A 6,536-nucleotide genomic window follows, 5' to 3' on the forward strand; every position below is an offset into this window, starting at 1 on the left:
TGCCGGGGACGCGGGGACCGCTGTTGGTTTTCGGGTGGGAGCCAGGCCGCATCGGTGGCACATCAGTTGCCGGTGATGTCCAGGTGGTGGGCCATGAACAGGGAGGTCGGCACCCCGTCGGCTTCGGGCTCGCGCAACGCGTAGTCCTCGATCACTTCGCGCAACCGGCCAATCATTTCCTTCTGGGTGGCTTCGGAGAGCTTCAGACCCACCCGGATGACCTGGATCTCCTCCGGATCCAGCCCGTTGATCTCCTGCAGGAAGGTGTCAACGAGCATCGGTGCCGCATCCGGGATCCGGGTGCCCCAGGATTGCCGGGTGCTGCGGTAGGGGACTTCCTTCGCCCCGCGGTTGCCGCGCCGCGGCTCCTCGGCGGCTAGGAACCCGTTGCTGACCAGTGTGCGCACATGGTGCAGCGAGGTTGCCGGGTTCAGTTCAAGGATGTCGGCGATCTCCTTGTTCGTGCGAGACTCATGGAGACACAGGCGCAGAATCCTCAGCCGCAGGGGAGAACTCAGGGCCCGCGCCCGGGCCTGGACTTGCTCATCGGTTGGCATACAGCCAGCATACGTGATTTTCGTCAGTGATTGGTATCTTCAAATCACATCGCGTTTCGCGCTCCTCCACGCCGGTCGGCGGCACCGCGCTATTGCTGTTGGGTGCGCCGGGCGCGGCGGGGCGGCGGCGGGGGAACCCGCTTGGCGTGGGTAATGCGCGAACGCTGCACCGTGACGACTTCGCGCCGGGTCTGCACGCTAACGCTGGTTTCGGTGACGGTCACTATCTCACCCAACGCGTCGGTTAGCGTTTCTCCGTGCCCCGTCGGTGCGGGCTGGTCAAGCCGATACCGCAACACAACCCGGTCCCCGGGTCTTAAATCGTCAATGTTAAGCACCGTGCAGCTCCAAGATTTCCAAAAATTTCATTTCGAGACCGTTGCGTCCGGTGGCCTCGGTCGGTTACGTCACAGCGGGCCTCCGGGAGCTTCCCACATTGCACAACAGGACTAGACTGGTATCCAGAAAGCCAGATATGCGTTCCGCCCACAGGCCGGCAATGCGCTGGTGACTAGACGTTGAAACTATCAAAAGTGCAAGGAAAGGTCTCGGGTCCGTGACTTACATCATCGCTCAGCCGTGCGTGGACGTGAAAGACAAGGCGTGTGTCGAAGAGTGCCCGGTCGACTGCATCTACGAAGGTGAACGCTCCTTGTACATTCACCCGGATGAGTGCGTGGACTGCGGCGCGTGCGAGCCGGTCTGCCCGGTAGAGGCCATCTACTACGAGGACGATGTCCCGGAGCAGTGGGCCGACTACTACAACGTTAACGTTGATTTCTTCGACGAACTGGGCTCGCCCGGTGGTGCGGCTAAAATTGGCAACACCGGCACCGACCACCCGCTGGTCGCCGCCCTGCCGCCGCAAAACCAAGACTGAGGTTCATCACCGCATGCTCCAGCTTCCCGATTACCCCTGGAACCAGTTGGCCCCGTACCGCGAGGTGGCCGCCAAGCATCCGGGGGGCAGTGTCGATTTGTCCATCGGAACCCCGGTGGACCCGACCCCGGAACTGATCCAGGAAGCACTGCGCGAAGCCAGCAACGCGCCGGGATACCCCACCACGCACGGCACCACCGAGGTGCGCCAGGCCATCGTGGACTGGTACGCCCGGCGCCGCAACGTCACCTCACTGAGCACCGACGACGTCATGCCGACGGTCGGTTCCAAGGAAATGGTGGCCTGGCTGCCGCTGCTGCTCGGGCTGGGCCCCGGGGACGTGGTGGTGCGCCCGCGCATCGCCTACCCGACCTACGACATCGGCGCACAACTGGTCGGCGCCACCAGTGTGGCCACCGATGACCTCTCCAGCCTGGACGAGCAGCAGCGGGCGAACCTGAAACTGGTGTGGGTCAATTCGCCGGGGAACCCCACCGGCAAGGTGCGCGACATTCAGGAGTTGCGTGAACTGGTCTGCCAGGCCCGCGAGCTGGGGGCCGTGGTGGCCTCCGATGAATGCTATGCGGAGCTGGGCTGGGATGAATACGAGGACCAGGTCCCCAGCATCCTTGATCCGCGGGTGTGCGACGGAAACATCGATGACCTGCTGGCGCTGTACTCCCTGTCCAAGCAATCCAACCTGGCCGGGTACCGCGCCGCGTTCGTGGCCGGGGCCCCTAACCTGATGCCGGCCCTGATCAACAACCGCAAGCACGCGGGAATGATTGTCCCGGCACCCGTGCAGCACGCCATGGTCATCGCGCTAAACGATGAGGCGCATGTCCGTGAACAAAAAGACATTTATCGGGCCCGGCGCGACGCGCTGCGCCCGGCGTTGGAGGGCTTCGGGCTGCGGATCGAGGACTCCGTGGCCGGGCTGTACCTGTGGTGCACCGAACGCCGTTCCAGCTGGGACACCCTGCAAAGGCTTGCCGAGCTGGGAATCATTGCAGGTCCCGGCGCTTTTTACGGTTCTGAAGGCGAAGCGCACGTACGGATCGCGCTCACTGCCTCCGACGAGCGCGTCGCCCAGGCCGTGGAGCGGTTGACCTCTGCCGGCCAGGGCTGAAATGTTCCGCTGATTAGCGCGGTGAGGCCAATTGGCGGTATGTTCGACGATGACGACTGACCTTTCGGAACTACAAGCTTTCCGGTTAGGAGAAGCAATGACAGAGATCAATTCTGCGCAGCTCACATATGGGCAGACGAACCTGGAACTACCAGTGGTACCGGCCGCCGAAGGCAACCAGGGGCTGAGCGTGGCTCCGCTGCTGAAGACCACCGGCGCGGTCACCTACGACCCGGGCTTCATGAACACCGCGGCCACCAAGTCCGCGATCACCTACATCGACGGGGATGCAGGGATCCTGCGCTACCGTGGTTACCCCATTGAGCAGTTGGCGGAGAAGTCCAGCTTCGTCGAGGTCAGCTACCTGCTGATCTACGGGGAGCTGCCCACCGCCGAGCAGCTGGCAGACTTTGACAACCGCCTGCGCCGCCACACCCTGCTGCACGAGGAGCTCAAGGCTTCTTCGGCGGCTTCCCGCGCGACGCCCATCCGATGCCGGTGCTTTCCTCGGCCGTGTCGGCACTGTCGACCTGGTACCAGGACTCGCTGGACCCGAACAACGACGAACAGGTCGAGCGCTCCACGATGCGCCTGCTGGCCAAGCTGCCGGTGCTGGCCGCCTACGCGCACAAGAAGTCGATCGGGCAGGCACTGCTCTACCCGGACAACTCGATGAACATGGTCGAGAACTTCATGCGCCTGTGCTTCGGCACCGCCGCCGAGCCGTACGAGCTGGACCCGGACATGGTCAAGGCCCTGGACCTGCTGCTGATCCTGCACGCAGACCACGAGCAGAACTGCTCCACCTCCACCGTGCGCCTGGTCGGCTCCTCCGATGCGAACCTCTTCGCCTCGGTCTCGGCTGGCATCAACGCCCTGTTCGGTCCCGCCCACGGCGGCGCGAACGAGGCCGTGCTGAAGATGCTGCGCGAAATCCACGCCCAGGGCATCTCCCCGGAGAAGTTCATGGAGAAGGTCAAGAACAAGGAAGACGGCGTGCGCCTGATGGGCTTCGGGCACCGCGTCTACAAGAACTACGACCCGCGCGCGAAGATCATCAAGAAGACCGCCCATGACATCCTGGCCAAGCAGGGCAGCAACGAACTGCTGGACATCGCCATGAGCCTGGAAGAGAAGGCGCTGAACGATGACTACTTCATCGAGCGCAAGCTCTACCCGAACGTGGACTTCTACACGGGCCTGATCTACAAGGCGATGGGCTTCCCGGAGAAGATGTTCACCGTGCTGTTCGCCATCGGTCGCCTGCCCGGCTGGATTGCCCAGTGGCGCGAAATGATCAAGGACCCGGACACCAAGATCGGCCGTCCGCGTCAGCTGTACATCGGCGAGACCGAGCGCAACTACCCGGGCCTCTAAACCCGTGTAGCGCCAGTCTCTTGGCACCGGCACCCCCAGGCCCCAGCGGGCCACGGGGTGCCGGTGCCCTTTTTAAGCAGTGGGTACGGCGTATCGTGGAAGGTTATGGGGGATGTGCGTCGATAGGCAAGGTGGTGCGCATGTATTTCCGGCAGGGGAATAACTGGTCAATTGGTGTTTGCGCGAACCCGCAGCTGCTGATGGCCCTGTACCTGCGCGAGCTGGGGGGAATCAACCCCCACGAGCTCGGCCCCAACTGCGCACTGGAGCAGCGGGGACGGTTGCGACCCCTGCAGCCGCCGGCCTCCCACGGACAGATCCGCCAGGAATGGTATTCGTGGTGGGAAAGCCTGGTCAAAGACGGGCGCTCGCTGCAAAACGGACATCACGTGGGCGGGATCCCGGACCTGGATGCTCAGGCTACCCGGAGCTGGCGAAGCTGGCCAACGCGCACTACGGGCAAACCACGTTGTTTGCCCATGAATGCCTTGAAGACTTTGTGCTGCGCAGCGCCCAGTATGTTCCCAAGCGGATGGATGAGATCGAGGTGCTGCTGGCCGACCGGGGCATCGAGCACCTGGCCGGGCGGCAGGCGGTGCACATGCAGCTGGTGGAGGTGCCGCTGAACGAACCGCGCGCCTGGCTGATGGGTCAGGCCACCGTGGTCGCCAGCAGTTCCCTGATGCGCGACGGCAAGGCCTTCCACGGCTACATCGAGCCGATCGTGAGCATCATCTTCATGTAGCGCCCACCAAGCGGAAGAGCCGGACAGGATCCTGCCCACCCTTCCCGTCGTCGAGCTTAATGGGGATAATGAGAGCCAAGCCGGGTCACGGGGCGAGGTGTTTGCTTCGGTGGCGCATCCCGGGGGAGGGAGAACATATGAATGATTCGCGACCTGAACTTCAGTAGCCCTCGGCCGTCCTTGCGGTCGGCCGATGCGGCAACACGGCAGGATGGAGGACATCATGGTGTTCCATGGAGCAATCAGCCACCCGCGACGCAACACGCGTGGTCTGGCCTTTGCCTTCAGCGGACTGATCTTTACCTTGGCATTTGCGGCATTCCTGTTCCTGGTCCCGCAAGGCATGAGGTGTCACGCAGTCCGCTGTGGATCCCCGTTATCTGGGGCGTGATGGTGATTGTCTACGGGTGCTACCGCCTGATCCGCGGAAACAGCGATCTGGACCACGAGCGCGGAGGCACCCATGCCGATTCCCGGTAGCCTTCCAACGGATCACTGACCCAACGGAATCAGATCGACCACAGGCCGTGGCCGCCCACCGGTGAAAGGTGGCGGCCACGGCCTGTGCCGTGCGGGCGCAGCTGATCAGTTCTGGTGCAGTTCGGTGTTCAGCTCCACCTTCCCGCCGGTGCGCGCCAGCGCCTCGACGGCGCGGTCACCGAGTTGCGCCGGAAGAGCAGGCCGGGAACCCCGGAGAGTTCCAGGGCCTTCACGGTGCGGCCATCGGGCAAGCTCACCCGGGTGCCGGCGGTGACATAGAGCCCGGCCTCCACCACGCAGTCATCCCCGATGGAGATCCCCACCCCGGCGTTGGCCCCGAGCAGGACGCGCTCACCGATGGAGATTCGCTCCTTGCCGCCGCCGGAGAGGGTCCCCATGATGGATGCGCCGCCGCCGACGTCCGAGCCGTTGCCGACCACGACCGAAGCCGAAATCCGCCCCTCCACCATGGAGACGCCCAGTGTTCCGGCGTTGAAGTTCACGAACCCCTCGTGCATCACCGTGGTGCCGGTGGCCAGGTGCGCGCCCAGGCGCACCCGGTCCGCGTCGGCGATGCGCACACCGGAGGGCACCACGTAGTCGACCATGCGCGGGAACTTGTCCACCCCGTACACGGTCACCGCCCCGCGTGAACGCAGCCGCAGCCGGGTCTTTTCAAACCCTTCGGCTAGGCAGGGGCCGAAGTTGGTCCAGACAATGTTGGGCAGGTGGGAGAAGATCCCGTCCAGGTTGATCGAGTTCGGGGTGACCAGCCGGTGCGAGAGCAGGTGCAGGCGCAGCCACACGTCAGCGGTGTCGGCCGGGGCGACATCCAGGTTGATGGTCAGCGAGATGACTTCCTGTCGGGTGCCGCGGGCCGTATCCTCCACGGCCAGGGCCGCCAGCTCACCGGTTTGCGGCTCCAGGTCGTTGAGCACTCCCAGGCAGGGGCCGGGGTACCAAACATCCAGGACGGTGCCGTCCTGGGTGATCGTGGCCAGGCCGTGCGCCGACGCCAGGCGGACGGGAGGATGGGTTGAGTCAACTGCTGAAGTCATGAAGATATCGTACCGGCGTATCCTGCCGGTATCGTGGGCAAATGACGTTCCCATTACGCAATGAGCAGCAGGAATGAGTAGGTTGAACCCAATGGAATTGAACCTGGAAGCGGATGTCGCCCAGCTGACCGCGACACTCATCGACATGGAATCGGTCTCCGGCAACGAGCGCGCCCTGGCCGATGCGATTCACCGCGCCCTCGAAGCCTGCCCGCACCTGGAACTGCACCGATACGGGGATGCGATCGTGGCGCGCACCAACCTGGGCCGGGAACGCCGGGTCGTGCTGGCCGGACACCTGGACACGGTC

The 6,536-nt window shown here is 64.1% G+C and carries 6 protein-coding genes and 3 pseudogenes; 6 read left to right on the top strand and 3 right to left on the bottom strand.

Annotated features, from left to right (window positions below):
- Nucleotides 1–62 precede the first annotated feature (62 nt).
- Together JCM19049_RS06675 and JCM19049_RS19100 are read right to left on the bottom strand one after the other, a co-directional pair.
- Nucleotides 63–557 carry a helix-turn-helix domain-containing protein gene (locus tag JCM19049_RS06675; RefSeq protein WP_054821192.1) on the bottom strand — a complete coding sequence of 165 codons (495 nt, stop codon included), beginning with the start codon at nucleotides 555–557 and terminating at the stop codon, nucleotides 63–65.
- A gap of 89 nt (nucleotides 558–646) precedes the next feature.
- Nucleotides 647–793, bottom strand: coding sequence for a hypothetical protein (locus tag JCM19049_RS19100; RefSeq protein WP_279402621.1), 147 nt, complete (start codon nucleotides 791–793; stop codon nucleotides 647–649).
- A gap of 320 nt (nucleotides 794–1,113) precedes the next feature.
- On the opposite strand from JCM19049_RS19100, the gene fdxA reads away from it, so the two are divergent.
- From fdxA to JCM19049_RS19110, 5 genes and pseudogenes are all read left to right on the top strand, one after another.
- Nucleotides 1,114–1,437: a ferredoxin gene (gene fdxA, locus JCM19049_RS06680; RefSeq protein ID WP_054821193.1), complete on the top strand. Its 324-nt coding sequence runs from the start codon at nucleotides 1,114–1,116 to the stop codon at nucleotides 1,435–1,437.
- 13 nt (nucleotides 1,438–1,450) lie between these two features.
- Complete coding sequence (dapC, locus tag JCM19049_RS06685; RefSeq protein WP_054821194.1) at nucleotides 1,451–2,566, top strand: succinyldiaminopimelate transaminase; 1,116 nt, start codon at nucleotides 1,451–1,453, stop codon at nucleotides 2,564–2,566.
- 97 nt (nucleotides 2,567–2,663) lie between these two features.
- A pseudogene (locus JCM19049_RS06690) lies at nucleotides 2,664–3,943 on the top strand (citrate synthase).
- A gap of 337 nt (nucleotides 3,944–4,280) precedes the next feature.
- Complete coding sequence (locus tag JCM19049_RS19105) at nucleotides 4,281–4,688, top strand: hypothetical protein (protein WP_279402622.1); 408 nt, start codon at nucleotides 4,281–4,283, stop codon at nucleotides 4,686–4,688.
- Nucleotides 4,689–5,036: 348 nt separating this feature from the next.
- On the top strand, nucleotides 5,037–5,168 hold the full coding sequence (locus JCM19049_RS19110; RefSeq protein WP_279402623.1) for a hypothetical protein: 132 nt from the start codon (nucleotides 5,037–5,039) through the stop codon (nucleotides 5,166–5,168).
- 105 nt (nucleotides 5,169–5,273) lie between these two features.
- On the opposite strand, the pseudogene dapD reads toward JCM19049_RS19110, so the two are convergent.
- Nucleotides 5,274–6,226: pseudogene (dapD, locus tag JCM19049_RS06700) on the bottom strand (2,3,4,5-tetrahydropyridine-2,6-dicarboxylate N-succinyltransferase).
- Between the two features lie 91 nt (nucleotides 6,227–6,317).
- Here dapD and JCM19049_RS06705 point away from each other — a divergent pair.
- Nucleotides 6,318–6,536: pseudogene (locus JCM19049_RS06705) on the top strand (succinyl-diaminopimelate desuccinylase); the annotation flags it as partial.

Source organism: Arthrobacter sp. JCM 19049, assembly GCF_001310435.1.